The following is a 24,439-nucleotide window of genomic DNA, read 5'->3' as shown; positions in this document are numbered from 1 at the left end:
GAACAGTTCCACTAATCGAGATAATCATGGATCGCGCGTTGGAGATGCAGGTGTTCTGCATGGTGGTGGACAAGGCCAGTTTCGTAGCGGCCGCTGAACCGCTGGACTTGTCCAAGGCAGCGGTATCGCGTTACGTAAGTGCATTGGAAGAGCGGCTGGGCGTGCGCTTGTTGCACCGCACTACCCGGCGCCTGTCGCTGACGGACGAAGGGCGACAGTTCTATCACCAGGCCCGTGAAGTGCTGGCATTGATGGATCAAGCGGAGGAGGCGGTGTCCTCGGCGGCGCCCGAGCCCAGCGGGGTGCTGCGCATCAATGCCCCGGTCAGTTTCGGCGTGCTGCATTTGGGGCCGGTGTGGGCTGATTTCATGAAGGCGTACCCCAAGGTCGAGCTGGACATCAGCCTCAATGACCGCCTGGTGGACCTGGTGGAAGAGGGGTTCGACGCGGCGGTGCGTATCGCGCGGATGGAAAGCTCGTCGCTGGTGGGACGGCGTCTGGCGGGCACGCGCATGTGCCTGTGTGCTTCACCGGATTACCTGGCCAGCCATGCACCCATCGTCAAACTCAGTGATCTTGCCGAGCACGGGGCAGTGGCCTACACCAACTTTGCCAGTGGCAGCGAGTGGACATTTGAAGGGCCCGACGGGGCGGAAAGCGTACGCACACGCTCCATCGTACGCTGCAACAATGGTGATACCTGCCGCAGCATCGCCTTGGCGGGCGGTGGAATCTCCCTGCAGCCCAGCTTCATGGTGGCGCAGGATCTGCGTGCCGGTGCCTTGGTTGAAATCCTGCCGCAGTACAAGTCGGTTGAGTTGGGTATCTATGCAGTCTACCCGTCACGCAAGCACCTGGCGCCCAAGGTGCGTGTGCTGATCAACTTTCTGGCGCAGCGCTTCGCAGCGCCAGCCTGGGAGATGTAAGAGAACAACGGCCAGGCTGCGGCCCAACCTGCTTGTCCTGGGTTGTGCTGCGCATCTACAGGGTCAATGGGGCCAGCCATCCGATTCCTCAGGCCCGCCGCGTGCGCCGTGAGGCCGCCCTCGACCGCGCGTCCACGGGCGGTCGATTGCGTCGTCTGCATCGCGGTCTCAAGGCAGCTACTGCCACAAACACCATGTAGCCGCTGCCGGCAGGCTGCGCTGGCCCTGAGCCTCGCTGGAACTCACCAGGGTTCACACCGATGAGCGCAATCTGGCGGCAGCGGCTGCGGTGAGGGGGGGTGAAAGGGGGGTGAAAAAAATCCCGGCTGCTCAAAGTGGGGGAGCGCACACAGCCGGGCAAAAGGAGTTCTTGGAGACGTTGGCCAGTTGGCAGGCCGGGGGTCGTTACTGTAATGCGTTGAAAAATGAGATAAAGATCTAATTCAGGAATGGACTGTTTCGTTATCCGAAGCAATCAACGTCGTTGCAAATGAAGTGTTTGGACACTCTTAACCAATCGAGCGTTTTTCGGGCGCAACAAGTTATCTAGAGTAGGGCAGCGCTTTCAACGAGGTACTGATCATGAAGCTTGATGTCACAGACGGGTTATCAGCCAACGTGCCCCCCGAACACTTCACATGCTCGGGTGTCATGTTGACACCAGGCCAATACCAGGGGAGCCAGGCCCTGCAGGTTCGGATGCCGGCCACCCGTTACCAAGACCCACGTGTCGAGCAACTGAGCGATCGTGATTTCATGGCCTGGCTACCGGGCGACTTCGGCGACGGCGTCATCGAGGTGGATATCGCCAGCGATCTGGCTTCTGATGCCCCGGACTATGCCCGAGGCTTTGTAGGCATCGCGTTTCGAATCGACCATCATGGGCATTTTGAAAGCATCTACCTGCGGCCTACCAACAGCCAATGCGATGACCAAGTCCGGCGCAACCATTCGGTGCAATACGCCGCTTATCCTCATTTCAGGTTTCACCAGCTACGGCTTGAATCTCCGGAGAAATACGAGACATATGCGGATATTGACCTGGGACGCTGGATTCATCTGACGCTTGAAATCTGCGGCACGCGCGCCGTGCTCTTTCTGGACCATCAACCCAAGCCCGCCTTTATTGTGACCGACCTCAAACTGGGCGATAGGCAACGGGGCGGGGTGGGCATCTGGATCGAGTCTGGCACGGTATGCCATTTTAAGGATTTGCGCGTCACCCCTGCCTGATCGGCAGACTCAGGCCTTATCCAGGAAGGCGCGCAAGTCATGGGCGAATTTTTCCGGGTTCTTGAACGCCAGGAAGTGATCGCCTTCGTCTTCCTTGCTGTACAGGTGCAGTTGCGCGCCTTCGATGACCGAGGCCATCCAGCGCTGGCTTTCCAGCCAGTCGCTGTACTCGCCAGAAAAGATGGCGGTTGGCACGTTAATCTTCGATTCGATCACGTCGCGCCAGTCGTTCGTGGTGTGATCGAACAGCACGCGCGTGGCGAAATCCATGTCGTCCTCGACCATGGCCTGCGCCAGGCTGATGCTGTTGTGGTAATAGGGGGAATCCAGGGCCATGGCGCGTTCGAGCACGCCGTTGGCGGAGATCAGTTTATTGCACGGTTCCATGGTGGCGTAGGACGCAATCATGCGTTCAGGTGAGGTGGTGAACGCACCTGCCTGGAGCCGCTCCTGTTCCGACCAATCGGCATGGCAGTAGATAGATGGCGCCTGGTCGATGATGCTCAGGCTGCGAAGGCCCTGGGTACCGAACAGGTCGATGTAAGCCCACATGATCGAGGCGCCCATGGACCAGCCGCAGAAATGAGCTTTGTCCAGTTGCAGATGCTCCGCAAACTCCTTCACGTCCACAGCGTAGCGCGCGATACGGTTGCCGAAGGCGACTTTTTCGGACAGGCCCTGGTTGCGTACATCCAGCACGTAGACGTGATAGTGCTTGCTCAGCAGGTGCATGAGGTGGAAGTACATCGCGCCATTGGCCGACCAGCCTGGAATGAACACCAGGGGCGCGCCTTCGCCGGCTTCCCAGTACGCCAGGTTGACCTGGTCGCTGGTCTTGAAGCTGCTGACGGTCAAGCCCTCGAACTCGCTGACGCGAGCCGGATGACCGTCCAGGGCATGGGGCAGGGCCAGGTCTTGTTTGAGCAGTGAAGCAATGGAGCGGTTGTGCAGGGGATACATCATGTGGGCATCCTGAACGTTGAGGTGCGGTTACAAGCCCAACCACGTGGGAGAGCTTGGCATGGCCTTGTGGCGGTTGCGGTTGAGGTAGCGGTTCAACAAACCCAGCTGTTCAAGCCAGGTGCCGTGGTTCAAGGGGCCGGCATCGATAGCGTCAAGCTTGAGGGTGCGGGCGATGGCGGCGATCTTGCCTTTGGCCACTTGGTCATCGCCGGCGATGAGCGTCTGCGGCCTCCTGGTTCTGCTGGAGGGGGCGATCAGTTGCTGTGCCGACAGGGTGTTGAATGCCTTGATCACCGAAGCCCGAGGTAGCGCCGCTTGCAGCCGCTCTACCCAGCTTTCCACTGGCGTTTGGCGGGTATCTGGTGGATTGCTTAGGTCCACCAGGATCTTGTTTTCAAGGTTCTGGAGCGGCTTGAGGGCCGGCAGGATGCAGTCGTAGGGAAGGGCGATGAACGCGACTTGGGCAAACTTCAGCGCCGCTTCCATCCCGCCACCCTCGGCCATGCTTCCCAGTTTGAGCGCCAGTGCCGCCGCTTTAGCAGGGTCGCGATGGCCTATCACAACTTCGAATTGGGCGCCGATCAGTGCGCGAGCTAGAGCTTCGCCCATGCGTCCGGCCCCTAATACGGCAATTTTCACGTGTGCACCTCCGCAACATCAGTGCGTATAAGATAAGACTTGAAACCTTTTGGGATAAATACTCAAAATAGATAGACATTTGAAACGGATCATAAGCAATGGATCGAATTACTAGCATGATCGCGTTCGTGAAGGCCGTTGAAATGGGCTCCTTCAGCGCGGCCGGTGATGTGTTGCAGATGTCCGCGCAGTTGGTTGGCAAACATGTCAATCACCTGGAGCAACGGCTTGGCCTGCGCCTCTTGAACCGAACGACCCGGCGTCAGAGCCTCACTGATTTCGGCCAGGGCTTTTACGAGCGTTGCAAGATTATCCTGGCCGAAGTTGAAACCGCCGAGAGCATGGCCGCGCAAACTCATGCATCGCCCAGCGGGCGCTTGCGCATCAATGCCCCGGTGAGCTTTGGCATGCAGACACTGGCGCGCCGGTTGCCGGAGTTCATGAAAGCCAACCCGTTGGTGAAGGTTGAGCTGAGCCTGGCCAATCGCGCCGTCGACTTGATCGATGAGGGCTACGACGTGGTATTCCGCGTGGGCCAACTGTCAGACAGCGGGCTGGTTGCCCGGCCGCTTGCTCCATACCGCTTGGTGTTGTGTGCCGCGCCTGCTTACCTGCAGGACACGCCGCTAATCACGTCGCCCTGGGACCTGCAGGAGCATGAATGCCTCGGTTTCTCGCACACCGAATTGCGCACCCATTGGACCTTCGATGGACCCGAGGGCAGGATCATGGTGCCGGTCAGCGGTCGCTTGATGGTTGATCATGGTGAGCCACTTTTATGCGCCGCGCTGGCCGGACTTGGGGTCATGCTTCAGCCGCTGGAATTGGTGGAGTCGCACCTGCAACAGGGAACACTGGTGGAACTGCTACCCGAGTTTCCGGTGCCGTCCCGCCCGCTGCACGTGCTGTATGCGCCAGACCGTCGCCTGACACCCAAGCTTCGGAGTTTCCTGGACTTCGCGACTCAGGCATTTGGGCCGCACGCGGAGGCGCCCGTTCGAAACGCTGCGTTGTAAATCTCGCGTCAAAATGGCCATTTATCATTGATGAGCGTCTCAATACAGTGTCTTGATTGAAGAAAGGTGAGCGCCATGCTCCCGCTGATCTGGAGAAATGATGAATATCCAATTGAACGGCAAACGTGCATTGGTCACTGCCTCAACCGGCGGTATCGGTTTCGCCATCGCCACGGGGTTGGCGGTGGCGGGCGCCAGCGTCATTGTCAACGGCCGCAGCGACCGCTCGGTCAACGAGGCAGTTGCCCGCCTGACTGCTGCAGTGCCAGGCGCCGCCGTCACTGGCGTGGCGGCTGATTTGTCCACCGGCGAAGGCGTGGCGCAATTGGTCAGTGGTGTTGGCACCGTCGACATTTTGGTCAACAACGCAGGCATTTACGAAACACAGGATTTCTTCGAGGCCGGCGATGATGTGTGGGACAGCTACTGGCAAACCAACGTGATGTCCGGCGTGCGCCTGAGCCGTGCGCTGTTGCCGGCGATGGTTGAAAGTGGCTGGGGGCGCGTGGTGTTCGTGGCGTCGGAGTCAGCCCGGAATATCCCGGCTGACATGATTCACTACGGGGTGTCCAAGACTGCGCAACTGGCCTTGGCCCGTGGCCTGGCCAAGCGCGTGGCCGGCAGCGGCGTCACGGTCAACAGTGTGCTGCCGGGCCCCACGCTGTCCGACGGTGTTGCCCAGATGATGCAGGGCGAAGCCGAGCGCACCGGCAAGTCCCTTGACACCGTGGTGTCGGAGTTTGTGATGCAGCACCGCCCCAGTTCGATCATCCAGCGCGCCGCCCGTGTCGAGGAGGTGGCCAACATGATCGTCTACGTTTGTTCCACGCAGGCGTCGGCCACCACCGGCGCTGCGCTGCGCGTCGATGGCGGTGTGGTTGACGATATCGTCTGATGCTGGCGTGCGGGTCGCTGGCGTTGCCTTAGTGGCTGGCCTGCGACCCACACGGCGTTCAGCGGTGGTTGCGGTTGGCGAAACTCAGGTAGGGGGTATGGGTGAAGGAATGGCTGCGCGGCTGCACTGTTTTCTTCAGCCGATCCAGCAGCAATCCGGCGATCGCTTCTTCATCGGCCGGGACCGTGGCATCGGCACCGGGCGACTGCAATTGCCAGCTGCCCTCGGCCGCTTCTGCAATGGTCATGCGGTCATCCAGGCCGTTGCGTACGATGACCCGGATGTAGTCGGCGCTGTCGCGATGATGTATTTCAGGGGTGAAGTCCAGCTCCATGCCCGCCGCTTGCACTTTGATGCCGGTCAGTTCCAGATCCGTGCTGACGCTGCCGTGGGTCAACACCATCATGCGCACCACTCTGACATGGCTAAGGAGCTTGGCTTCGCGCGGCTTGCTCAAGGCTGACTCGACAATGGTGACGAATGCCTCGCTGCGGCGCGCCAGGTTGGTGGCCATCTGCTTGACAGCGCCACGTTCGAGCGCTTGCTTGTTCGACAGTTCCAGCAGGTGTTCGGTCAGTTCTTCTACCGCGGTCATAAGCAACTCATCTTGGTCTCAGGGAAACGAGCGTGAGGATGGTAAACGCCAAGCCGCTTGTTGATAACGGATCAATCGAATAATGCAGCATTACGCAAGACGCAAAGGTTGCCGGGGAGCGAGTCATGGATTTGTTCAATAGTTTGAAGGTGTTTGTGCGGGTGGTGGAAGGCGGCAGCTTTACAGCGGCGGCCAACGCGCTGGACATTTCCACCGCACAGGTGTCGCGCCTGGTGTCGGAGCTGGAGCAGCACCTGCAGGCGCGGTTGTTGCAGCGCACCACGCGGAGGATCAGCCTGACGGATGTGGGGGAGCGCTTTCTGCCACGGGGGCGCAGAATCCTCGAGGAGATGGAGGAGGCGACCGAGCAGGCCAGGGGCGCACATCTCAAGCCCGCGGGCCGTTTGCGGGTGCACACCATGACGGCGCTGGGTACCTTGATGACCCCCCTGATTGCCCGCTACTGCGAACAGTATCCCGAAGTGGTTTTTGAGTTGAGCCTGTCCCAGCGTCATCCCGATGTGGTGGAGGACGCCCAGGACGTGGTCATCTCGATAGCGCCGGGGTTGCCGGATTCGCAATTCATTGCCCATGAACTGGGACGGATCTACAGCGTGCCTTGCGCATCGCCTGCCTACATCCAGGCCCAGGGCGCACCGGCGGTGCCATCGGACTTGCAGCACCATCGCTGCCTGCGGTTGATCGACCCTCTGTATGGTGATGATTGGCTTTTCAATGACCCCGAGGGCGAGCACCTGATCAAGCCGGACAAAACCTTCCAGTGCAACGTGGCCGATGCCATGGTGGGGGCCTCCGAGGCCGGCATGGGCGTCAGTCTGCTGCCCTTTTACGTGACCACGCGGGCCCTGACCGAGGGCACCTTGCTGCGCCTGTTGGGGCACCACCGGCTGCGGGAGCGATCGGTGTATGCCATCTATCCCTCCAGGCGTTTTTTGGATGCCAAGGTGCGCACCTGGATCGAGTTTCTCAAATTGGAATTGCCCAAACTGTTCGCCGAGCATGAGCAGATTCTTCAGAATGTCCGCTATTGGGCCTGAGGTCTCCGTCGATCGATCATTGAGTAACTGTTTATGAATTGGGAAGATTTGCGGGTATTTCTCGCCGTTGCGCGTGTCGGCTCGCTGTCGGGCGCTGCACGTCAGTTGTGTGTCGATCAGACCACAATCAGCCGACGGCTGTCCGCTCTGGAAGACGTACTGGGAGTGCGCTTGGTTGACCGGTTGCCGCGAGCCTCACAGCTTACGGCAATTGGTCTTGAAATCCTCGACGAGGTAAGCGGCATCGAAGAGCGTTCACTGGCTGTGGCGCGTCGGTGTCTGGCATACAACGCCCAGACACGATCGAAACTGACGCTGTCTGCGCCGCCCATTCTAGCAAGGCACTTTATCGCGCCCAACCTTCAGACCCTTTCCCAAGGCCATCCCACCGTTCAATTGTCGATTTTAAGCGAACCCAGGTTCGTTTCCTTAGCTCGAATGGAAGCGGACCTTGCGCTGCGGTTATCCGCCCCGATCGAGGAGAGCGATATTGCTCGGAAAATCGGCAAGATGAAATTCGCGCTGTACGCCACCCCGGACTACGCGAAACTAGAGTCGCCCCAGGAGTGGGCCTTCATTGGCTACAACGATCGCCAAGGCGACTTTGCGCACAAAGTCTGGCTCTACGAACTTATTGGTGAACGGCAGGTGGTGTGTGAGGTGGCGGACTTGAGCAACCAGTACGAGGCAGCCTGCACCGGCATAGGTGTGGCCGGGTTACCGTGTTTCCTGGCCGATCATGAGCCCCGATTGACGAAACTCCGCCCTGCGTCCGGTATGTCCCTGCTGGAGCTGGATATCTGGATCGCCAAGCACCCGGATCGGCGTGGCGACCGTGTGGTCAGCGCGGTATCGCAGGCGCTCAGAGCATTACTGGATGCCCATGGTCTGGGTCTTGACCAGCGTGATGCACAGCAGCGGGGGTGAGCCGCTGCTGCACGCGCGATCAGACGTATTCGAGCACGTCCTTGACAGCCTTGCGTGGCTTCTGTGGCCAGTTGCCCGAACCCGGGTAGCCAACGGTGACCAGCATCACCGGGATTTCATAGGCCGCCAGGTTGAACGCCGCCGCGACACCGGCCTGGTCGAAGCCGATCATCGGCGTGGAGAGCAGCCCCTGGCCTTTGGCGGCCAGCATCAGGGTCATGGCAGCCAGCGAGCCGGAACGAATGGCCTCGTCGCGCTGCAACTGCGGGTTGTCCTGATACATACCGGTGGCGGCACCCACCCACATGTCGAATATCGACTGATCGAGAATGCCGGCGTCCACGGCCGGCTTCAGCGAAGCGGGCAGGCTCTGGTGGGGGTTCAAGGTGCCGCAGACGATGAAGGTCACCGCCGAGTCCACGACCTTTTCCTGGCCATAGGCCAGCGGCAATAGGCGCGCCTTGGCTTGGGCACTGCGAACGGCAACAAAACGCCAGTTCTGTGCGTTGAACGCCGATGGCGCATAGGTGGCCAGTTCGATCAAATCGGCGATCTGCGCATCGGACAGCGCGCGTTGCGTGTCGTAGCTGTTGCCCGAAATGCGGGATTTGATGACTTCAGCGATATTGGGCATGGGGTCCTCTCGAGACGCTTACGGAAGGTGCCGGACGGGCGCGTATCAGCGGCTGAAACCGTCGAACGGGGTCATGTAGACCGCACCGAAGGGGTCCAGGCGCTTGCGGATTTCGGCGTCGGGGGTGCCGTAGACGAACAGACCGGTGACGGTGGCCATTTCCAGGAAGCGGGCGCCGAACGGGGCGAAGGTATTATCGACGTGACTGACCACACCTTCGACCTTATAGCGTTCCAGGATGTGGGCCGTGTTGTTGGCTTCGTTGACGCTGTACTCGTAGACCAGGGTGCCCGCTTCTTTCTGAGTCGCTTCGACGATCTGGGCTATCAGGGCTTTGAAGGCCGGGAATTCCTCGGGCTTGATGGACAGTTGGAACAGGCAGGAAATATAGGGGTGCATGCAGGATCTTCCTTTATGGGCATCGGGAACAGCGAAATGCACCGCTGGCTCAGCCGGTGCATTGACAATCAAGTGGTTCAGGCCTTGTCGGGCGCTTCGCCGAACAGCTTGCCGGCGCCTGCCCAGTCCGAAGCAGCCACGTCTTCGAAGATAACGTAGATGTAGTTTGGATCGGTGCCGGTGTGGTCAACGATGCTCTTGGTGATGTCGGCGGCGACGGCGGCCTTTTGCTTGTGTTCTTTACCTTCGAACCAGCTAACGCGTACTACAGGCATGGTGTAACCCTCTTCAAGCAATGATGGACAGGGACGGGGTGTGTTTGGACACCCCAGGGCTCGGACATGACGTTGTCGAGCGATGGGTTCATGCTAGTGTAGAAAAGCTTGGCGATAAATGGCCTGAAACTATAATCTGGGTAGACACAGATTCTACAATGAGCGTAATGCGTTGATTCCCATAGACTCCTTCCAAGGCGTCATCACCTTCGTGGTGGCGGCGCGTTCGCAAAGCTTCACCGAGGCGGCGGACCGCCTGGGCCTGTCGAAATCAGCGGTAGGCAAAGCCATAGCCCGCCTGGAGGAAAGGCTGGGTACGCAGTTGTTCCACAGAACCACCCGGCGCATCTCGCTGACCGCCGATGGAGATGCCTACTACGCCGCCTGCACGACGGCGCTGGAAGAATTCAACGCCGCCGAGGGTGCACTGGGGCCTGGAACCAAGGAGCCGTCCGGCCGCCTGCGCGTGGACATGCCAGTGGCGTTCGGGCGGCGCGTGGTGGCGCCCTTGCTGTTCGAGATCGCGAAAAAATACCCAGACCTGCAGCTGAACATTACCTTTTCCGACCACTTGGTCGATCCCATCGAAGAAGGCATCGACCTGTTGGTGCGCTTTGGTGAACTCAAGGACACCAGTGGCCTGGTCGCCCGGCGGTTGACGCGCCAGCGCTGGGCCATCTGCGCGGCGCCGGCGTACCTGAGCAGCTTCGGTGAGCCTGAAACGCTGGCCTCGCTGGCGCAGCACCATTGCATCGTCGGCCATCGGCGCGGACAGCCGCTGTCCTGGCGGGTGCGCGAAGGCGGGGAAACTTTCCGCTTCGCGCCGCCCTCCACCCACCAGATCGGTGACGGCGAGGCGATGATTCTTGCAGCGGTTGCCGGGATCGGCCTGTGCCAGATGCCCAGGAGCCTGTTTGCCGAGGACATCGAGGCGGGCAGGCTGGTCGAAGTGTTGGGCGACTACGAGCCAGAACCTGTCGAGGTCCATGCCGTGTGGCCCAAGGTCTCGCACCTGCGGCCAAAGGTCAGGTATGTAGTGGATGAGTTGGTCAAGGTGTGCCAGCGCTGGCAGTAGGCTCAAGCCAAGCGCTCATAGGAACCCTTGCCAGGCATCCTGATACCGTGCTGGTTGACCTTGCGGTACAACGTGGCCCTGGAAATACCCATTTCCCGCGCCGCCAGCAGCGGCTTCCAGCGGTTGCGCACCAGCACGTCGATCAACGCCTGACGCTCTGGCGAGCCCAGCCCCGACGGCTGGGCCGGGACGTCCGTGGCCGCCTGCAGCGCCGCCGGCAGATCCTCCAGCCGCAAGGTACCGTCCTGGCTCAAGGCGCTGGCATAGCGCAAGGCGTGATGGAGCTCACGTATGTTGCCCGGCCAGGGATAGGTCAACAGGCGCTCCAGAGCGGCATCGCTTAACTGCACGGGCAGGGGAGTGCGCTGCGACTCCTGCGCCAGGTACTGGTTGATCAAGTTCAGCTTGTCGGTGCGGTTGCGTAGCGCGGGCAGGTCAAAGCGCGCCCCGCTGAGGCGAAAGTAAAGGTCTTCGCGGAACTGGCCTTGCTGAACCAGCGCGTGCAAGTCTCGGTGGGAGGCGCAAATCACCTGCACATCGATTTTCTCGCTGCCGGCCGCACCCAGCGGTGATATTTCACCTTCACTGAGCACCCGCAGCAAGCGCGTCTGCATCGTCAGCGGCATGTCGCCGATTTCGTCCAGGAACAGGGTGCCGGTGTTCGCCTGGCCAACCAGGCCACGCTTGCCCTTGGCGCTGGCGCCCGTGAAGGCGCCGGGCACGTAGCCGAACAGCTCACTCTCGATCAACGACTCAGGCAATGCGGCGCAGTTGACCGCAATGAACGGCCGGTCCCGGCGGGCGCTTGCGCAGTGCAGAGCGCGGGCAAAGTGCTCCTTGCCGCATCCCGTCTCACCGTGCAGCAGTATGTGTAGGTCTCTGTCCTTGACCCGCACCGCTTTCTGCAAAGCCTGGTGCACGGTCGTATCCACTTGGGTCCTGGTGTTGGGAGAGATGCCCTGACTGGTTTGCCGCGGTGCTTCAAGCCTCACGTACAGCCCGTGGTCGGCCAGAAAGTGCTGACGCCCCATGGCGTGGGTAAACAAAGTATCGGCATCGAAGGCTTGGCGAAAATGCTGTGGCAGGCTGCCAAGGCGTTGCACCAGGTAGCGCCTGGCCGACGCGTTGGCGGCGGTCACGCGTCCATCCTCGTCCCAGGCGAGCAGCAGGTCAGGTTGGCTGTCCACATAACCTGGGGCGGCATGGGCCCGCAGTCGCCAGCATCCCTGGGTGCTGTGCATGAAATAGGCATTCTCGATGTCGCGGGCACTCTGGATCACCATATGCCGCAGCAGTTGCTGGCTGTTGCGGTCGTCGGGCGACTTGATGGCGGATACGTCGAGCACTGCGAGCAGTTGGCCGTCCGGCGCGAAGATAGGCGCCGCCGAACAGGTCAGGTCGATGAAGGCTGCGCGGAAATGGTCACGTTTGTGCACCGTGACCGGCACCTGGTTGAGGATCACCTGGGAAACGCCGCAGGTGCCTTCCTCGCCTTCCGACCAGCAGGTGCCGAGGTCCATGCCAGCCCGCCGGCAATCACGGGCAATACCGCCATCCACGCGGTAATCGATGGTGCAGCCCTGGACGTGAGCCAGCATCACGCAGTAATCGCCGTGGCGAACTTTCATGTGCAGTCGGGCGAGTTCATCCCCGGCGATCCCCAGGAAATCCTCCACGCGCTGGCGATGTTCGCGCAAGTGGTGACTGTCCATGATCCGCGGGCCGTGCAACGAGCCGGGGTCCAGGTGATGGTGTTCGATGGCGCGGCGCCATGATTGCAGGATGAGGTCTGGCACCGGTAGGTCGGGGGCGCAGCAAGCGGTACGCAATACGCGGCTGACATGAGCCTCGTGGGCACGCGAGTAGCCTGGGAGCATGGAGCCTCCGTGCAGCTTGTCTAGTTATTGTGCCTTCATTAGAAACGCCTGCGGTGCTTGGCACAAGCCGTTTCGACGTTCGTCGCACTCTGAGACATAACATCTCACTGTCTCGGCGCCAGACCGCAACCAGCAAGACATCATGTCTTGTCCAACGCTATGAAACGGCGCTCGCCTGACCTGCCGCCGGTGCTCTGGGACAGGGCTTTGCGCCTTTTTTCAGCCATGTGGCACCGGCCTTGCTCTGTGTTCAAGGCGTGAACCTGGACAGGTCGCCTTTCAATAACAACAAAGCGAGACGACACATGAACACTACTCATCCAATGGATTTTTCCCTGGCAGGCAAAGTGGCCCTGGTGACGGGGTCCGGCAGGGGAATAGGCCTGGGCATCGCCTTGAGCCTGGCCAAGGCCGGGGCAGACGTGGCCCTGGCCGACTACGACATCGGCATCGCCGAGGAGGCTGTAGCACAGGTCCGGGCCCTGGGGCGCCAGGCCATCGCGCTGCAGGTGGACGTCAGCCAGCCCGACAGTGTGAACCGCATGATCGAGCAGGTGATCGAGCAGTTCGGGGTGCTCGAGATTGCCGTCAACAACGCCGGCGTGGTCAGCCTGGGCAACATCGATGAGCTGTCCGTGAGCGAGTGGGACCGGATCATGAATATCAACGCCAAAGGCGTGTTCCTGTGTTGCCAGGCTGAAGTGAAGGTCATGCGCGACCGGCGCTTCGGGCGGATCATCAACATCGCCTCCATCGCCGGCAAAGTCGGGTTCCCACACCTGTCCCATTACAGCGCCTCCAAATTCGCGGTCATCGGTTTCACCAATGCCGTGGCCAAGGAAGTGGCCCGCGACGGCATCACCGTCAATGCCTTGTGCCCTGGCATTGTCGGTACCGGCATGTGGCGAGGCGAGGAGGGCATCGCCGGCCGCTGGGCACTGCCGGGCGAGACGGAAGCCCAATCCTGGGAACGCCAGCAAACCAGCCTGTTGCCCCAGGGTGAGGCGCAAACAGTGGAGGACATGGGCCAATTGGCGGTGTACCTGGCGTGTGCCGCGCACACCACGGGGCAAGCCGTGGCCTGCGACGGCGGGTTTTCGCTCTGAGATCACCTTGACGACTTCAGACCCATCACCAGCAGGAGTTCACCATGATGAAATCTGACGCAACCCACCGTTCTGTCGCCGAGATTGACTACGACGCCATCGTGATTGGCGCAGGCTTTGGCGGCATCTACATGCTCAAGAAACTGCGTGACGAACTGGGGCTCAAGGTACGGGCCTTCGACAAGGCTGGCGGCATCGGCGGTACCTGGTACTGGAATCGCTATCCCGGCGCGTTGTCCGACAGCGAATCCTTCGTGTATTGCTATTCGTGGGACAAGGCATTGCTGCAGGATTGGACGTTTTCCCACCGTTACGTGGCGCAGCCGGAAATCCTGCGTTACCTCAACCACGTGGTCGACCGCCATGACCTGCGCCGCGATATCCAACTGTATACCAGCATCGAGGCGGCCATATTCGATGAGATCAATCACCGCTGGCTGCTGACTGCCGAGGACGGGCAACAGTACACGGCCAAGTACCTGATCACCGCCCTCGGCCTGCTGGCGGCCACCAACGTCCCGCGCTTCAAGGGCGCCGAGCAGTTCAAGGGGCAGACCTACCACACCGCCCATTGGCCCGAGCATGCTGAGCTGGAAGGCAAGCGGGTGGGAGTGATCGGCACCGGTTCCACCGGTAGCCAGGTGATCACCGCCATTGCCCCGGTGGTTGGGCATTTGACCGTGTTCCAGCGCTCGGCGCAGTACACCGTGCCGGTGGGCAACCGGCCGATGGCCAGCGAGGCCGTGGCGCAGATCAAGCGCGACTATGACGCGTTGTGGTCGCACGTGCGTACCTCGCGCCTGGCGTTTGGATTCGAGGAAAGCCAGATTCCTGCCATGAGTGTGAGCGAGGGCGAGCGCGAAGCCATTTTTCAACGCGCCTGGGACGCGGGAGGCGGTTTCCGCTTCATGTTCGAAACCTTCAATGACATAGCCGTCGACGAGCAGGCCAATGCTGCAGCGCAAGCTTTCGTACGCAGCAAGATCAAGCAGATCGTCAAAGACCCCGAGACGGCGGCCAAGCTCTGCCCGCGCGAACTCTACGCCAAGCGGCCACTGTGCGACAGCGGCTACTACGCCACCTTCAATCGGCCCAATGTCGCCCTGGTGGACGTCAAGGCCAATCCCATCCAAGGCCTGACTTCCAACGCAGTGCTGACCTCGGATGGCGTGGAGCATGAACTGGACGTACTGATCTACGCCACCGGCTTCGATGCGGTGGACGGCAATTACAAACGCATGAACATTCGCGGTCGCGGCGGGGTACCCATCTGTGAACATTGGAAAGACGGCCCCTCCAGCTACCTGTCGGTGGCCACGTCCGAATTTCCCAACCTGTTCATGATCCTGGGGCCCAATGGGCCGTTCACCAACCTGCCACCTACCATCGAGACGGAGGTGGAATGGGTGGCTGAGCTGATCGGTTACATGGAGGACAACGAGTTGGCCACCGTGGAGGCCGTGGCCGGGGCCGAACAACAATGGGGGCAGACCTGTCGCGACATTGCCGACCAGACCCTGTTTGCGAAGACCGACTCGTGGATTTTCGGCGCCAATATCCCCGGCAAGAAAAACGCAGTCTATTTCTACATGGGCGGGCTTGGGGCATTCAGCGATACCTTGAAATCGGTCGCCGAGCAGGACTATCGGGGGTTCAAGTTCAAGGCGCTGAGTGTGCGTGGCGCGCAGCCGCAACCGCGCGCCCGGGTGCCCCGCAACGCGTGAGGCATGCGTAGGGCTGGCAACCCTGCCAGCCCTCGCGTTCAGTCGCTGAACAAGTCGAACATCAGTTGGCGAAACCACTTGTTGGCCGGGTCGCGGTTCAATTTCGCGTGCCAGAACAGGTTGATGGCGATCTCTGGCAAAGGCAGTGGGAGCGGCAGCGCCGTCAACCCGAATGGGCCGCTGCAACTGCTGGCGAAGCGTTCCGGTACGGTGGCGATCAGGTCACTGTGCTGCAGGATATGCCCTACCGCGACGAAGTGGGGCACTTCCAGGCGGATGTCACGTTGCAGGCCCGCGCGTTGCATATGGGCGTCTATTTCGCCGTGGCCGGTGCTGGCGGCGACGATCCGGACATGAGCGTATTGGCAAAATGCCTCCCGGGTCATCGGCATCTGCGTGAGTGGGTGGCCGTTGCGGCATAGGCATACGTAGCGATGGTGGAATAATCGGCGTTGATAAAAGCCGGTCTGCAGGTCAGGCAACAGCCCCACCGCCAGGTCTACCTCACCGTTGGCCAGCGCCTGGGACAAGCCCTCGTCGCTGCGCAGGGTGCTGACCGAAATCCCGGGCGCCTGCTCCAGCAAGGCCTTGATCAGCCGTGGCATGAAGTAGATCTCGCCGATGTCGGTCATCGCCACCACGAAGCGTTTCTGGCTGCTGCCTGGATCGAAATCGTCCGGTCGGTTCAGTGCACCGTGAAGCGTACCGATGGCCAGCGATACCGGGTCGGCCAACTGCGCCGCCAAGGCTGTAGGTTCCATGCCTTGCGAGGTGCGCACGAACAGATCGTCGTTCAGGGTATTGCGCAGGCGCCTGAGCGCATTGCTTACCGCGGGCTGGCTGAGGCCCAGATGCTCGGCTGTCAGCGACACGTTTCGGTCATGGAGCATCTGGTGAAAGATCACCAGCAGGTTCAAGTCGATATCACGCAAATGCATGGCAGTTTTCTCGTTGTTGGGTGCCAGGCTGTGGAGTGTGTATTCAGGTTGGTAATACTGTCTATAAGACTTAGACCATTTATCAATGGGGGGCAGGGGAGCATCATCGGGTTATTCCAAAAACAACACATAAGGTTTTTTCCCATGAATAGCCCTCAATCTGCACTGCGCGTCTCCATTGTCGGCGGAGGTATTGCCGGCGTCGCCCTGGCACTGGATCTGTGCCGTCATCAACACCTCGATGTTCAATTGTTCGAAGCCGCACCCGCGTTTGGCGAGGTCGGTGCCGGTGTGTCCTTTGGTGCCAATGCCGTCAAGGCCATCGAAGGTCTGGGCATCGGCAAACCCTATGAAAACATTGCCGACCGCACGCCTGCCCCCTGGCAGGACATCTGGTTCGAATGGCGCCGCGGCGTCGATGCCGGCTACCTGGGCGCCAGTGTCGCGCCGGGCGTGGGCCAGTCATCGGTGCACCGAGCGGACTTCCTGGATGCCCTGGCGTCGCAGCTGCCTGAAGGTATCGCGCGCTTTGACAAGCGTGCCGTTCGCGTCGAAGAAGTCGGTGACCAGGTGCGCGTGCACTTCGCCGATGGCAGCGAGCATGAGTGCGACCTGCTGATCGCCGCTGACGGCATCAAATCCAACCTCCGAGATTACGTGCTGCAAGGCCTCGGTCAGCCGTTGGTTGCGCCGCGTTACAGCGGCACCTGTGCCTACCGGGGCATGATCGACAGCGAGCAACTGCGCGCCGCCTACCGTGAAGCCGGGGTCGACGAGCACCTGATCAACGTGCCGCAGATGTACCTGGGGCTGGACGCCCACATCCTGACTTTCCCGGTCAAACAGGGCCGCTTGATCAACGTCGTGGCGTTTATCTCCGACCGCAGCCAGCCCGACCCGCAGTGGCCCAAGGATACGCCGTGGGTAAAAACCACCAGCCAGGCCGAAATGCTGCAGGCGTTCTCCCACTGGGGCGATGCCGTGCGCGTACTGCTCGAGTGCATCCCGGCACCGACGCTGTGGGCCCTGCATGAGCTGGCCGAACTGCCCGGCTACGTGCACGGCCGCGTGGCCCTGATCGGCGATGCCGCTCACGCCATGCTGCCCCACCAGGGCGCCGGGGCGGGGCAAGGCCTGGAAGATGCCTGGTTGCTGGCGCGGTTGCTGGCTGACCCACGCGTGCAGCAGGGCGACGCCCGCCAAGTGCTTGACGTCTACGACGCCATTCGCCGTCCCCGCGCCTGCCGCGTGCAACGCACGTCCTGGGAGGCGGGTGAATTGTACGAATACCGCGACCGCCAGGTGGAGGGTGATGAAGCCCGGATGTCGACCACCTTGGCCGAACGCTTCGACTGGCTGTGGAACCATGACATGGACACCGACCTGGCCGACGCTCGTGCACGCTTGGGCTGGGCGCAGCCTGCCTGACGATATCGCCAACGTGCCAGCCTGGGGCTGGCACGTGCTACCGAACCCCAAACAATAAAAGGTACTGCCGACATGACCGTGACCATTACCCAATCCCCTGACGTCCAGGCTTTTTTCAAGGACGCTGCCGGCTTCAAGAACCAGGAAGGTAACGCGCGCCACAAGCACATTGTCCTGCGCTTTCTGCAGGAAACCGCCAAGCTGATCGAGGAGCTCGAACTCACCGACGACGAGTTCTGGGGCGGTGTTGAGTACGTCAATCGCCTGGGTCGCAGCAACGAAGCCGGGCTGCTGGCCGCAGGGCTTGGCATCGAGCATTTCCTTGATCTGCTGCACGATGCCAAACAGGCCCAGGTGGGCATCAGCGGCGGCACGCCGCGTACCATCGAAGGCCCCCTCTACGTCGCCGGCGCGCCGCTGCGCGAAGGCTTCGACCGCATGGACGATGGCAGCGAAGACGGCGTCGCCGTGCCGATGTTCCTCGATGGGCAGGTGCTCGATCTGGATGGCAAACCCATCGCTGGCGCGCTGGTCGACCTGTGGCAGGCAGACAGCAAAGGCAACTACTCGCACTTCGACAAGAGCCAGTCAGCCTTCAACCTGCGCCGCCGCATCGTCACCGACGCCGAAGGTCGCTACCGCGTGCGCAGCATCGTGCCATCGGGTTACGGCTGCAACCCGGCGGGCCCTACCCAGGAATGCCTCAATTACCTGGGGCGCCATGGCCAGCGCCCGGCCCACGTGCATTTCTTCATTTCAGCCCCCGGCTACGAGCACCTGACCACCCAGATCAACCTGTCCAACGATGCCTACTTGTGGGACGACTTCGCCTACGCCACCCGCGATGGCCTGATCGGCGAGGTGCGGTTCCTCGAGGACGACGCCAAGGCGGCCAGCCACGGCATCACCGGCCGCTTTGCCGAAATGACCTTCGATTTCCAACTGCGCCGCGCGCCGACAGCGCAAGCCGAGCGTCGCAGCAACCGTCCGCGTGCCCTTCAGGACGCATAAGCATTACTTCCAGGCAAAACAATAACCATAAAGAGGAATAAGGCATGTCTGTTAGCGAACTGAAACCTGTAGATGTCCAAGTCGCCGTCTTGCGTGAGGCCGGTGGCAAACTCAAGCTGGAGCGTGCCCAACTGGGCGCGCCACGCCCCACGGAAGTGCGTGTGCGCATCGTCGCCACCGGTGTGTGCCACACCGACATGGTGGTGCGCGACCAACTGTTCCCCACGCCGCTGCCCATTATCTTGGGCCATGAGGGCGCAGGCATTGTCGAGGCGGTGGGGGCGGCGGTCACCACCATCGTGCCTGGCGACCATGTGGTCATGACCTACATGTCGTGCGGGCTCTGCCTGCCCTGTGAGACCGGTCACCCGGCCCACTGTTCGCACATGCACCCGCTCAACTTTGGTGGCGGTCGCATGGACGGCAGTACCTCTACCTGCAGTTGTGAAGGCAATGCGCCGATTCACGATCATTTCTTTGGGCAGTCCTCGTTCAGCACTTACGTGGTGGCCAACGAGCGTAATGTGGTCAAGGTCTCGCGCGAGGCGCCGTTGGAACTGCTCGGGCCGTTGGGTTGCGGCATCCAGACCGGCGCAGGCTCCGTGCTCAAGGCGCTGGAGGTGAAGGCGGGTACCAGCTTCGTGGCCTTCGGCGCCGGCGCCGTCGGCCTGGCCGCAGTGATGGCGGCCAAGGTCGCCGGTGCCACCACCATCATCGCCGTGGACGTGACCCCCAGCCGCCTGGAACTGGCCTTGGAAGTAGGCGCTACCCATGTCATCAACAGCCGCGAAGAAGATCCGGTGGCGAAGATCCGTGCCATTACCGGCGGTGGCGCCAACTACAGCCTGGAATGCTCCGGCCGCGCCGAAGTGCTGCGCCAGGCCATTGATGCCGTGACTACCCTGGGGGTGTGCGGCATCGTCGGCGCCACCAAGATGGGTACCGAAGTCGCGTTCAACATCAACGACGTGATGATTCCCGGCAAACGCATCATGGGCATTGTCCAGGGCGACGTAGTGGCTAACGCCTTCATTCCGACCCTGGTCGACCTCTACCTGCAGGGCCGCTTTCCCTTCGACAAGCTGTGCCGTTTCTATGCCTTTGACCAGGTAAACGAAGCGATGGCCGACAGTGAAAGCGGCATCACCATCAAGCCCATCCTGCGCATGCCGACGCACGCCTGATTTCTCGACTTAGTGAAGGTAAGCAAGATGAACGTGCAACTGTTGATTGATAACGTCAAACATGATGCGGCCGGTGGCAAGACTTACCAGCGCATCGATCCACTGGCCTCGAAAACCGTGACTACCGGTGCTGCCTGCTCGGTTGATGATGCCCTGCGCACCGCACAGTCGTCGCAGCAGGCCTTTCGCATTTGGTCCAAGGTAGGCCCTACTGAGCGCCGGCGTATTCTGCTGGCCGCCGCCGACGCCCTGGAAGCCAAGATGGGCGAGTTCTGCACCGTCATGGCCGAGGAAATCGGCGCCTCCCAACTGTGGGCGCAATTCAATGTGGGGGCTTCGGCAAACCTGATTCGCGAGGCTGCCGGGCTGACCACGCAGATCAAAGGCGAAACTATCCCTACCGACAAACCGGGGACGGTGTCAATGACGCTGCGCCAACCCGTGGGCACGGTGTTGAGTATCGTGCCGTGGAACGGCCCGGTGATTCTGGGCGCCCGGGCCATTGCCTACCCGCTGGCGTGCGGCAACACAGTGATTTTCAAAGGCTCGGAAAACAGCCCGCGCACCCACGAGTTGCTGGTGGAGGCGTTTATAGAGGCCGGGTTGCCACCAGGCGTGCTGAATTTCATCATTACGGCGCCGGATGATGCCGCACGCGTTACTGATGCGCTGATTGCCCACGACACCGTGCGCCGAGTGAACTTCACCGGCTCCACCTATGTCGGGCGCTTGATTGCCGAGACCAGTGCGCGCTACCTCAAACGCTGCTTGCTGGAATTGGGCGGCAAGGCGCCTTTTGTTGTGCTCGCCGACGCTGACTTGGAGGGGGCGGTCAACGCAGCGGTATTCGGCGCCTTCCTTTATCAAGGGCAGATCTGCATGTCCACCGAGCGTTTCGTGGTGGACGAAGCCGTGGCTGATGAATTCGTGGCGCGTTTTGGCGCACGGGTCCGCGCGCTCGAAGCGGGTAACCCGGTAACGTCACCGGCCTGTGTGGTAGGCCCGGTGATTGCCCAGGGCTCGGTAAAACGCATCAATCAATTGCTCGACGATGCCTTGGGCAAAGGCGCACAGATCGTTGCCGGTGGCCTGGCGGAAAACGCGCTAATGGGCGCTACGCTGGTTGACCACGTGACCGCCGAGATGGACATCTACGACGAAGAAACCTTCGGCCCGGTGACCACGGTGGTGCGCGTCAAAGGCGCGGAACACGCCCTGCAAGTGGCCAACGATACCGCCTACGGGTTGTCGTCGGCCATCTTTAGCCGCGACGTCACCCTTGCGCTGGACCTGGCCAGCCACCTGGACGCCGGTTGCGTGCACATCAACGGCGCCACCGTGCAGAACGAGCCTCAGGCCCCCTACGGCGGCATGAAGAACAGCGGCTATGGCCGCTTTGACGGCAGCGCCGTGATCGAGGAGTTCACCGAAGTGAAATGGGTGACCGTCGAGCAGGCAAACCAGCCTTATCCGTTCTGACCGACCCTAGCCAACGCGTTACCTGAGACCTCGTTTCGACACTCGTCGAAGCGAGGCTCGCTTGCGTCTATCTCTTTGAATGGTTGCCATAATGAATAATAAAAAAGCCTATGCACCTCAACGTTTTATCAAACACATTCCCAGCCTGATGGCCGGCTCCGCGCTGGCAGTGGCACTGCCGGCGGCGCACGGTACCGAAGGGGGCGGGTCGTCCTATCCGATGGGGGCCGAAAACTACCTGACAGGCGCCATGCCGCCTCCGGGATGGTACGCGCAGGTGTTTGCCGAAAGCTACCGGGCCGATCGGCTGCTCGACAAACAGGGCCACAAGGCGGTCAACGACTTCCACCTGAGCGCCGATGTGATTGCGCCGCGGTTGATATGGGTCACCAACCAGAAGCTGCTCGGCGGCGACCTGGCCTTCCATGTCAACGTCCCCCTGGTCGACCTGAAGGTGGACGTTAACGGACAGCATCAACGCAAGACTGGCATGGGCGACATTATTTTCGGGCCGGCACTGGGGTATCACTACAGCGAAAAATTCCACGCCATCTACGCCCTGGACATCTTTGCCCCCACCGGCCGCTATGATCGGGGCGACCTGGCCAACCTTGGCCGCAACTATTGGGACTTCGAGCCGATTGCGGCGTTCTCCTACGTGGACCCGGCGGGCATCAACGCCGACATCAAGATGATGTATGACTTCAACCAGCGCAATCGCGACACCGACTACCGTTCCGGGCAGGAGGCGCATGCCGACTACTCGCTGGGCTGGGGCTTTGGCAACGGCTGGGTGGTGGGCGTGGGTGGCTACGTGTATCGCCAGACCACGGATGACCGCCAGAATGGCGACCGGGTCGAGGATAACAAGGGGCGCGCCTTCGCGATCGGCCCGTCCATCAAGTACAGCAGCGCTTCGGGTTGGTTTGTCACCGCCAAATGGCAGCAGGAAAGTGACGTGCGCAACCGTCCTGAAGGGGATGCCTACTGGGTCAAGTTCACTTTGCCGCTTTAGCCCGTGAAGGGGGCGCCGCACTCCGGTTGCGGCGCCGCCTTGAGCCAGGATTGCGGTCTTCCGCTGTGCGGAATATAGTTCCGCCACAATGGCTCAAGGCTTTACCGACATGAATAGCTCCCCGCACGACGACGCCACTCACGATGACGAGGCGGGCAAAGACCGCAATTTCATTACCGCACTGGCCCGTGGCATCGACGTACTGCGCTGTTTCGGCCCGGGGGCCAGCGTGCTGGGCAACCAGGAACTGGCCGCCCGCACTGGCCTACCCAAGCCTACCATCTCGCGCCTGACCTACACCTTGTGCCAGTTGGGCTGCCTGAAGCAGGTGCCGCATTCCTCGAAATTCCAGCTCGACGTCGGCGTGCTCGCGCTCGGCTACGGCATGCTGTCGAACCTGTCCATACGGGCGATCGCCCATCCGCTGATGGAAGAGCTGGCTACCTATGCCGGCGCGGCTGTGGCCATGGCCGCCCGTGACCGCATGCAAATGGTCTACCTGGACGTGGTGCAGGGCGAAGCCAACCTGACCATGCGCCGCCAGATCGGCACCTACCTGCCGTTGCACTTGAGTTCGGTAGGGCGCGCGTGCCTGGCGGCAATGCCGGACAGCGAGCGGGATTTTATCCTGGACCATATCCGTGAACGCCATGGCGCCGATTGGCTGACCATTCGCCGAGGCCTGGAGCAGGCGTTCAAGGATTACGCTGATTACGGCTACTGCCTGTCGTTGGGTGACTGGGCCAAGGACGTCCATTCCGTGGCCGTGCCGCTGGTGCACAGCGAATATGGCATTCTGGCCTTTAACTGCGGCGGTCCCAGCTTCCTGCTGCCACGGGCAAAGCTGGAGGACGATATCGGGCCGCGGCTCAAACACCTGGTGAATACGTTGCAAGGTGCAGCGTTCTAGCTGTCCAGTTGAGTCTTAGGTTGAATATGAAATGTGTGGAGCGCCTGTGAAAATCTGTGGGTTGGCTAGCCAGCGAGCTTTTGAGGCGCGAAAAGCTCGCTGGCAAGCCGGCTCCCACAGTGGGCACCGAACAGGCATATAAATTTCATGCAGTGCCTAGGGATAAATCGCGAATTGCTCGCCTTGGCTCAACACCTGCTGGGCCACATCACGAAGCTGCGTTCGGAACCAGTTCAAAGCAGGTGTGTGCTGCGTGGTCCGCCGCTCGGCGATGACAATGTTAGCGTGTGGCAACGCCATCGGCGGTGGGCACAGGCTCAGGCGTGAACCTTGCGCCAGCGCGTAGGCCGCGTGGAGGGGCAGGGTGGCAATCAGCCCTTTGCCTTTGAGGAAAGCAGGCACCAGGGCATGTTGGGTGATCGACACCTGCACATGGCGCTCCATGCCCCCCGCTGCCAATTGGGCGTCCAGCACCGACTCACGCTCACCGGTGCGCACACTCAAGTGAGGTAGGCGCTGAAAGTCCGCTTTCGACAGCGGCATGTCGGCCTGGCACGCCCAGGAGTCCAGCAGGCAGGCATAGGCACACGTGCCAATGACTTCCTGGTTGAGCCAACTGCGCTCCGGGAGTTGCGCGACCATCGCGACATCAATCTCACCCATTTCGAACAGCGTACCGGTATTGTGGGCTTCGCTGGGCACGAACTGCACGGTCGCCAGCGGCGCAAGGCTGCTCACATGCTGGACAAGGCGCGGTGCCATGGCCAGTTGCAGGTCATCGGACATGCCCACCAGGAAGCGCGTGCGTGCGCAGGCGGGGTCGAAATGGTCAGGTTCGGTGAAGGCGTCAGCCAGGGCGCCCACGCCGAACTTGAACTTGGTGGCTATTTCAAAGGCGCGGGGGGTGGGCTCCATCATCCCTCGCACGCGAACGAACAAAGGATCACCCAGGGCCTTGCGCAGCCGTGCCAGAGCCCCGCTGACGGCCGACTGGGTGAGTGACAGTTGCGCCGCTGCCTTGGACACGCTGCGTTCCTGCCAAATCGCCAGAAAGGTGATGGCCAGGTTGAGATCGAGCCGGCTCAGTTCACTGAAAGCGCCGTCGTGGGTGGCTGTCATTGCAGGGCCTTGA

Annotated in this window: 24 protein-coding genes; 15 read left to right on the top strand and 9 right to left on the bottom strand. The window is 61.3% G+C overall.

Annotated features, from left to right (window positions below; all coding sequences use genetic code 11):
- The first annotated feature begins 26 nt into the window (after nucleotides 1-26).
- Entirely contained in the window at nucleotides 27-926 is a 900-nt protein-coding gene (locus tag ACZ9GA_RS13735; RefSeq protein WP_457362160.1) for a LysR family transcriptional regulator, read from the top strand.
- 582 nt (nucleotides 927-1,508) lie between these two features.
- The gene (locus ACZ9GA_RS13730; protein ID WP_457362161.1) at nucleotides 1,509-2,159 is read left to right on the top strand and encodes a hypothetical protein; all 651 of its coding nucleotides are present in this window, start codon (nucleotides 1,509-1,511) and stop codon (nucleotides 2,157-2,159) included.
- Nucleotides 2,160-2,168: 9 nt separating this feature from the next.
- Here the strand turns inward: ACZ9GA_RS13730 and ACZ9GA_RS13725 are convergent, their stop codons facing one another.
- Both ACZ9GA_RS13725 and ACZ9GA_RS13720 read right to left on the bottom strand, forming a co-directional pair.
- Nucleotides 2,169-3,122, bottom strand: a complete 954-nt coding sequence (locus ACZ9GA_RS13725) for an alpha/beta fold hydrolase (protein WP_457362162.1) — start codon at nucleotides 3,120-3,122, stop codon at nucleotides 2,169-2,171.
- A 27-nt stretch (nucleotides 3,123-3,149) separates the two neighbouring features.
- On the bottom strand, nucleotides 3,150-3,761 hold the full coding sequence (locus tag ACZ9GA_RS13720) for an NADPH-dependent F420 reductase (RefSeq protein WP_457362163.1): 612 nt from the start codon (nucleotides 3,759-3,761) through the stop codon (nucleotides 3,150-3,152).
- Between the two features lie 98 nt (nucleotides 3,762-3,859).
- Between ACZ9GA_RS13720 and ACZ9GA_RS13715 the strand changes: the two genes are divergently transcribed.
- Nucleotides 3,860-4,777 carry a LysR family transcriptional regulator gene (locus ACZ9GA_RS13715; protein ID WP_457362164.1) on the top strand — a complete coding sequence of 306 codons (918 nt, stop codon included), beginning with the start codon at nucleotides 3,860-3,862 and terminating at the stop codon, nucleotides 4,775-4,777.
- A gap of 100 nt (nucleotides 4,778-4,877) precedes the next feature.
- A complete protein-coding gene (locus ACZ9GA_RS13710) occupies nucleotides 4,878-5,672 on the top strand; it encodes an SDR family NAD(P)-dependent oxidoreductase (RefSeq protein WP_457362165.1) in 795 nt (264 codons plus the stop codon).
- Nucleotides 5,673-5,730: 58 nt separating this feature from the next.
- Here ACZ9GA_RS13710 and ACZ9GA_RS13705 read toward each other — a convergent pair whose 3' ends face one another.
- Nucleotides 5,731-6,267, bottom strand: a complete 537-nt coding sequence (locus ACZ9GA_RS13705; RefSeq protein ID WP_457362166.1) for a hypothetical protein — start codon at nucleotides 6,265-6,267, stop codon at nucleotides 5,731-5,733.
- Nucleotides 6,268-6,392: 125 nt separating this feature from the next.
- On the opposite strand from ACZ9GA_RS13705, the gene ACZ9GA_RS13700 reads away from it, so the two are divergent.
- Nucleotides 6,393-7,325 carry a LysR family transcriptional regulator gene (locus tag ACZ9GA_RS13700; protein WP_457362167.1) on the top strand — a complete coding sequence of 311 codons (933 nt, stop codon included), beginning with the start codon at nucleotides 6,393-6,395 and terminating at the stop codon, nucleotides 7,323-7,325.
- Nucleotides 7,326-7,358: 33 nt separating this feature from the next.
- On the top strand, nucleotides 7,359-8,252 hold the full coding sequence (locus ACZ9GA_RS13695; RefSeq protein ID WP_457362168.1) for a LysR family transcriptional regulator: 894 nt from the start codon (nucleotides 7,359-7,361) through the stop codon (nucleotides 8,250-8,252).
- A gap of 19 nt (nucleotides 8,253-8,271) precedes the next feature.
- On the opposite strand, the gene ACZ9GA_RS13690 is transcribed toward ACZ9GA_RS13695, so the two are convergent.
- From ACZ9GA_RS13690 to ACZ9GA_RS13680, 3 genes are all read right to left on the bottom strand, one after another.
- Nucleotides 8,272-8,886 (bottom strand): nitroreductase family protein, encoded by a 615-nt coding sequence (locus tag ACZ9GA_RS13690; protein WP_457362169.1) that lies wholly within the window; start codon nucleotides 8,884-8,886, stop codon nucleotides 8,272-8,274.
- A gap of 45 nt (nucleotides 8,887-8,931) precedes the next feature.
- Entirely contained in the window at nucleotides 8,932-9,285 is a 354-nt protein-coding gene (locus ACZ9GA_RS13685) for a putative quinol monooxygenase (RefSeq protein WP_457362170.1), read from the bottom strand.
- A gap of 77 nt (nucleotides 9,286-9,362) precedes the next feature.
- Nucleotides 9,363-9,560: a tautomerase family protein gene (locus ACZ9GA_RS13680; protein WP_457362171.1), complete on the bottom strand. Its 198-nt coding sequence runs from the start codon at nucleotides 9,558-9,560 to the stop codon at nucleotides 9,363-9,365.
- A gap of 172 nt (nucleotides 9,561-9,732) precedes the next feature.
- Here ACZ9GA_RS13680 and ACZ9GA_RS13675 point away from each other — a divergent pair, with 172 nt between their 5' ends.
- A complete protein-coding gene (locus ACZ9GA_RS13675) occupies nucleotides 9,733-10,635 on the top strand; it encodes a LysR family transcriptional regulator (RefSeq protein ID WP_457362172.1) in 903 nt (300 codons plus the stop codon).
- A gap of 2 nt (nucleotides 10,636-10,637) precedes the next feature.
- Here the strand turns inward: ACZ9GA_RS13675 and ACZ9GA_RS13670 are convergent, their stop codons facing one another.
- Nucleotides 10,638-12,512, bottom strand: a complete 1,875-nt coding sequence (locus tag ACZ9GA_RS13670) for a sigma-54-dependent Fis family transcriptional regulator (RefSeq protein ID WP_457362173.1) — start codon at nucleotides 12,510-12,512, stop codon at nucleotides 10,638-10,640.
- A 305-nt stretch (nucleotides 12,513-12,817) separates the two neighbouring features.
- Between ACZ9GA_RS13670 and ACZ9GA_RS13665 the strand changes: the two genes are divergently transcribed.
- Together ACZ9GA_RS13665 and ACZ9GA_RS13660 are read left to right on the top strand one after the other, a co-directional pair.
- Complete coding sequence (locus ACZ9GA_RS13665; RefSeq protein ID WP_457362174.1) at nucleotides 12,818-13,618, top strand: SDR family NAD(P)-dependent oxidoreductase; 801 nt, start codon at nucleotides 12,818-12,820, stop codon at nucleotides 13,616-13,618.
- Nucleotides 13,619-13,662: 44 nt separating this feature from the next.
- Nucleotides 13,663-15,342 carry a flavin-containing monooxygenase gene (locus ACZ9GA_RS13660; RefSeq protein WP_457362175.1) on the top strand — a complete coding sequence of 560 codons (1,680 nt, stop codon included), beginning with the start codon at nucleotides 13,663-13,665 and terminating at the stop codon, nucleotides 15,340-15,342.
- Nucleotides 15,343-15,380: 38 nt separating this feature from the next.
- On the opposite strand, the gene ACZ9GA_RS13655 is transcribed toward ACZ9GA_RS13660, so the two are convergent.
- Nucleotides 15,381-16,280, bottom strand: a complete 900-nt coding sequence (locus tag ACZ9GA_RS13655) for a LysR family transcriptional regulator (RefSeq protein WP_457362176.1) — start codon at nucleotides 16,278-16,280, stop codon at nucleotides 15,381-15,383.
- 144 nt (nucleotides 16,281-16,424) lie between these two features.
- On the opposite strand from ACZ9GA_RS13655, the gene salA reads away from it, so the two are divergent.
- From salA to ACZ9GA_RS13625, 6 genes are all read left to right on the top strand, one after another.
- Nucleotides 16,425-17,708, top strand: a complete 1,284-nt coding sequence (salA, locus tag ACZ9GA_RS13650) for a salicylate 1-monooxygenase (RefSeq protein WP_457362177.1) — start codon at nucleotides 16,425-16,427, stop codon at nucleotides 17,706-17,708.
- A gap of 72 nt (nucleotides 17,709-17,780) precedes the next feature.
- Nucleotides 17,781-18,719: a catechol 1,2-dioxygenase gene (gene catA / locus ACZ9GA_RS13645; protein WP_457362178.1), complete on the top strand. Its 939-nt coding sequence runs from the start codon at nucleotides 17,781-17,783 to the stop codon at nucleotides 18,717-18,719.
- 44 nt (nucleotides 18,720-18,763) lie between these two features.
- Nucleotides 18,764-19,903, top strand: a complete 1,140-nt coding sequence (locus tag ACZ9GA_RS13640; RefSeq protein WP_457362179.1) for an NAD(P)-dependent alcohol dehydrogenase — start codon at nucleotides 18,764-18,766, stop codon at nucleotides 19,901-19,903.
- Between the two features lie 27 nt (nucleotides 19,904-19,930).
- Entirely contained in the window at nucleotides 19,931-21,382 is a 1,452-nt protein-coding gene (locus tag ACZ9GA_RS13635; protein WP_457362180.1) for an aldehyde dehydrogenase, read from the top strand.
- A gap of 91 nt (nucleotides 21,383-21,473) precedes the next feature.
- Nucleotides 21,474-22,397 (top strand): SphA family protein, encoded by a 924-nt coding sequence (locus ACZ9GA_RS13630; protein ID WP_457362181.1) that lies wholly within the window; start codon nucleotides 21,474-21,476, stop codon nucleotides 22,395-22,397.
- A gap of 109 nt (nucleotides 22,398-22,506) precedes the next feature.
- Complete coding sequence (locus tag ACZ9GA_RS13625; protein ID WP_457362182.1) at nucleotides 22,507-23,307, top strand: IclR family transcriptional regulator; 801 nt, start codon at nucleotides 22,507-22,509, stop codon at nucleotides 23,305-23,307.
- A gap of 156 nt (nucleotides 23,308-23,463) precedes the next feature.
- Here the strand turns inward: ACZ9GA_RS13625 and ACZ9GA_RS13620 are convergent, their stop codons facing one another.
- Nucleotides 23,464-24,426 (bottom strand): LysR family transcriptional regulator, encoded by a 963-nt coding sequence (locus ACZ9GA_RS13620; protein WP_457362183.1) that lies wholly within the window; start codon nucleotides 24,424-24,426, stop codon nucleotides 23,464-23,466.
- Nucleotides 24,427-24,439: the final 13 nt, after the last annotated feature.

This window comes from Pseudomonas sp. TE3644 (assembly GCF_056278815.1).
Note: the sequence above shows the minus strand (reverse complement) of the source record. Positions and strands in the feature narration are given on the sequence as shown.

What these genes read in the sequence shown, in the direction of transcription:
- ACZ9GA_RS13705 (WP_457362166.1), bottom strand. Translation starts at nt 6,267, where the DNA reads ATGACCGCGGTAGAAGAACTGACCGAACACCTGCTGGAACTGTCGAAC.
- ACZ9GA_RS13640 (WP_457362179.1), top strand. Translation starts at nt 18,764, where the DNA reads ATGTCTGTTAGCGAACTGAAACCTGTAGATGTCCAAGTCGCCGTCTTG.
- ACZ9GA_RS13725 (WP_457362162.1), bottom strand. Translation starts at nt 3,122, where the DNA reads ATGATGTATCCCCTGCACAACCGCTCCATTGCTTCACTGCTCAAACAA.
- ACZ9GA_RS13730 (WP_457362161.1), top strand. Translation starts at nt 1,509, where the DNA reads ATGAAGCTTGATGTCACAGACGGGTTATCAGCCAACGTGCCCCCCGAA.
- ACZ9GA_RS13690 (WP_457362169.1), bottom strand. Translation starts at nt 8,886, where the DNA reads ATGCCCAATATCGCTGAAGTCATCAAATCCCGCATTTCGGGCAACAGC.
- ACZ9GA_RS13695 (WP_457362168.1), top strand. Translation starts at nt 7,359, where the DNA reads ATGAATTGGGAAGATTTGCGGGTATTTCTCGCCGTTGCGCGTGTCGGC.
- ACZ9GA_RS13715 (WP_457362164.1), top strand. Translation starts at nt 3,860, where the DNA reads ATGGATCGAATTACTAGCATGATCGCGTTCGTGAAGGCCGTTGAAATG.
- ACZ9GA_RS13665 (WP_457362174.1), top strand. Translation starts at nt 12,818, where the DNA reads ATGAACACTACTCATCCAATGGATTTTTCCCTGGCAGGCAAAGTGGCC.
- ACZ9GA_RS13620 (WP_457362183.1), bottom strand. Translation starts at nt 24,426, where the DNA reads ATGACAGCCACCCACGACGGCGCTTTCAGTGAACTGAGCCGGCTCGAT.
- ACZ9GA_RS13630 (WP_457362181.1), top strand. Translation starts at nt 21,474, where the DNA reads ATGAATAATAAAAAAGCCTATGCACCTCAACGTTTTATCAAACACATT.
- catA (WP_457362178.1), top strand. Translation starts at nt 17,781, where the DNA reads ATGACCGTGACCATTACCCAATCCCCTGACGTCCAGGCTTTTTTCAAG.
- ACZ9GA_RS13680 (WP_457362171.1), bottom strand. Translation starts at nt 9,560, where the DNA reads ATGCCTGTAGTACGCGTTAGCTGGTTCGAAGGTAAAGAACACAAGCAA.
- ACZ9GA_RS13735 (WP_457362160.1), top strand. Translation starts at nt 27, where the DNA reads ATGGATCGCGCGTTGGAGATGCAGGTGTTCTGCATGGTGGTGGACAAG.
- ACZ9GA_RS13710 (WP_457362165.1), top strand. Translation starts at nt 4,878, where the DNA reads ATGAATATCCAATTGAACGGCAAACGTGCATTGGTCACTGCCTCAACC.
- salA (WP_457362177.1), top strand. Translation starts at nt 16,425, where the DNA reads ATGAATAGCCCTCAATCTGCACTGCGCGTCTCCATTGTCGGCGGAGGT.
- ACZ9GA_RS13625 (WP_457362182.1), top strand. Translation starts at nt 22,507, where the DNA reads ATGAATAGCTCCCCGCACGACGACGCCACTCACGATGACGAGGCGGGC.
- ACZ9GA_RS13660 (WP_457362175.1), top strand. Translation starts at nt 13,663, where the DNA reads ATGATGAAATCTGACGCAACCCACCGTTCTGTCGCCGAGATTGACTAC.
- ACZ9GA_RS13655 (WP_457362176.1), bottom strand. Translation starts at nt 16,280, where the DNA reads ATGCATTTGCGTGATATCGACTTGAACCTGCTGGTGATCTTTCACCAG.
- ACZ9GA_RS13685 (WP_457362170.1), bottom strand. Translation starts at nt 9,285, where the DNA reads ATGCACCCCTATATTTCCTGCCTGTTCCAACTGTCCATCAAGCCCGAG.
- ACZ9GA_RS13700 (WP_457362167.1), top strand. Translation starts at nt 6,393, where the DNA reads ATGGATTTGTTCAATAGTTTGAAGGTGTTTGTGCGGGTGGTGGAAGGC.
- ACZ9GA_RS13635 (WP_457362180.1), top strand. Translation starts at nt 19,931, where the DNA reads ATGAACGTGCAACTGTTGATTGATAACGTCAAACATGATGCGGCCGGT.
- ACZ9GA_RS13670 (WP_457362173.1), bottom strand. Translation starts at nt 12,512, where the DNA reads ATGCTCCCAGGCTACTCGCGTGCCCACGAGGCTCATGTCAGCCGCGTA.